2 protein-coding genes and 1 riboswitch are annotated in these 2,193 nt (G+C 72.5%); of the genes, one reads left to right on the top strand and one right to left on the bottom strand.

Translation table 11 applies throughout. The features are described 5' to 3' along the window. Window positions 1-521 (bottom strand): DNA polymerase III subunit delta (locus tag H5J29_RS29920; RefSeq protein WP_512700149.1); only part of this gene is annotated, 521 nt, incomplete at its 3' end. Window positions 522-748: 227 nt separating this feature from the next. Beyond that, a riboswitch (SAM riboswitch) is annotated at window positions 749-894 on the top strand. Window positions 895-900: 6 nt separating this feature from the next. On the opposite strand from H5J29_RS29920, the gene thrC reads away from it, so the two are divergent. Then, window positions 901-2,166, top strand: a complete 1,266-nt coding sequence (thrC, locus tag H5J29_RS29915) for a threonine synthase (RefSeq protein ID WP_181784315.1) — start codon at window positions 901-903, stop codon at window positions 2,164-2,166. Window positions 2,167-2,193 lie beyond the last annotated feature (27 nt).

The raw sequence follows: 2,193 nt of genomic DNA, 5'->3' as shown, positions 1-2,193 counted from the left end.
TGCCCGGTCGCCGCGGCGAGCTCCCGCAGGTCCGACCCGACCGCCTCGAGCAGCGCCGCCACGGCGTCCGCGGTGATCGAGCCGCACGCCCGCCGGGCCTCCGCCCGCACGAACTCGGCGCGCTCCTCGGCGCGACCCAGCTTGTCGCACCGCGTGACGACGGCCCCCAGCTTGCGCAGGTCGTCCGCCAGCTGCTTGCCGCGGGCGCCACCCGCATGCAGCGCGACCAGCACGATCCCTTCGGCGGGCTCACGGCCGTACGCCAGGATCGCGGCGGCCAGCTCCTTGCCCGCCTCGTGCGCCGACTGGATCACCACGACCCGCGACTCGGCGAACAGCGAGGGGCTGAGGTGGCCGACCAGCTCGCCGGGGGTGACCTCGGACGGCCGGAGCCTGCGCACGTCCGTGTCCGGGTCCACCGCGCGCGAGCCCCGGAGGATCTCGGCCACCGCGCGTTCGACCAGCAGCTCCTCCTCGCCCACGACGAGCTGCAGCGGGGCAGGCGGCTTCGTGGCGGGCACGGACGGGCCTCCTCCGAGGGGCGGACGGGTCGCCGCGCGGGTCGCCGCGCGTGCACCGCCATCGTCGCGCACGGCACCGACACTCCGCGACGGGCCTCCCGAGCTGGGGTGAGCCGGCTCCCAGATGACGGAATCGGCTGGATTGACCCCCGGACGGTGCCGTAACGTGAACGTCATCCGGATCTTTCGGCCGTCCGCCTCCCATGGGGCTGGGCACAACTGAACATGGCTCATCCAGAGGGGCAGAGGGAACGGCCCGTAGAAGCCCCGGCAACCGGCGTCGAACGACGATCCGCGCGTCACACCTCGACGGTGGACGCACGTCGACGAACCAGGTGCCAATTCCGGCCCGCGTGCGCGGGACAGATGAGGAGATCTGATGACTCTCACCGCAGACAGCCCTGCCGGCACCTCGTACGACCTGGGCTCCGCCCGCGCCCTCGCCTGTCGCGAGTGCGGCCACGAGGCCCCGCTGGCCGCGGAGTTCGCGTGTTCCCAGTGTTTCGGCCCACTGGAGATCGCCTACGACTTCCCCGAGGTCACCCGCGCCTCGATCGAGGCGGGCCCGAAGTCGATCTGGCGCTACCGGGACCTGCTGCCCGTCCCCTCGAACGTCGAGTCCTTCCCCAACACCGAGCCCGGCCTGACCCGCCTGATCGAGGCCGACCGGCTCGCCGCCGAGCTGGGCGTGCGCAAGCTGTGGATCAAGGACGACACGGGCAACCCCACGCACTCCTTCAAGGACCGCGTGGTCGCCGTGGCCCTCGCCGCGGCCCGTGAGCTGGGCTTCTCCGTGCTCTGCTGCCCCTCCACCGGCAACCTGGCCAACGCCGTGGCCGCCGCGGCCGCCCGGGCGGGCTGGGACTCCGTCGTGCTCATCCCCTCCAACCTGGAGCAGGCGAAGATCACCACGACGGCCGTGTACGGCGGCACGCTGCTCGCCGTCGACGGCAACTACGACGACGTCAACCGGCTCGCCACCGAGCTCGCCGCGGAGCACGAGGACTGGGCGTTCGTGAACGTCAACGTGCGCCCGTACTACGCGGAGGGCTCCAAGACCCTGGGCTACGAGGTCGCCGAGCAGCTGGGCTGGCGGCTCCCCGACCAGATCGTCATCCCGGTCGCCTCGGGTTCGCAGCTGACCAAGGTGGACAAGGGCTTCGGCGAGTTCGTGAAGCTCGGCCTGGTCGAGGACAAGCCCTACAAGATCTTCGGCGCGCAGGCGGCCGGGTGCTCCCCCGTCGCGACCGCGTTCGAGGAGGGCCACGACTTCATCCAGCCCGTCAAGCCGGACACCATCGCCCGCTCGCTCGCGATCGGCAACCCCGCCGACGGGCCGTACGTGCTGGACTCGGTGCGCCGCACCGGCGGGGCCGTGGGCCACGTGACGGACGACGAGGTGCGCGCCGGCATCCGGCTGCTCGCCCGCACCGAGGGTGTGTTCGCCGAGACCGCGGGCGGCGTCACGGTCGCGACCGCGCAGAAGCTCATCGAGGCCGGTCTGATCGACCGGGAGGCCGAGACCGTCCTGCTGATCACGGGAGACGGTCTCAAGACCCTCGACGCCGTGTCCGGCGAGGTCGGCCCCACCGCCACCGTGCCCTCGACCAGCAAGGCCGTGCGCGAGGCCCTCGAGAACCGCTGAGCACCGACCTCCACAGCGGGCCCGGGG

Source organism: Pseudonocardia pini (assembly GCF_013870575.1).
Classification (GTDB): Bacteria; Actinomycetota; Actinomycetes; order Mycobacteriales; family Pseudonocardiaceae; genus Pseudonocardia; species Pseudonocardia pini.
The sequence above is the reverse complement of the archived record's forward strand: the minus strand, read 5'-3'. Positions and strand labels throughout refer to the sequence as shown.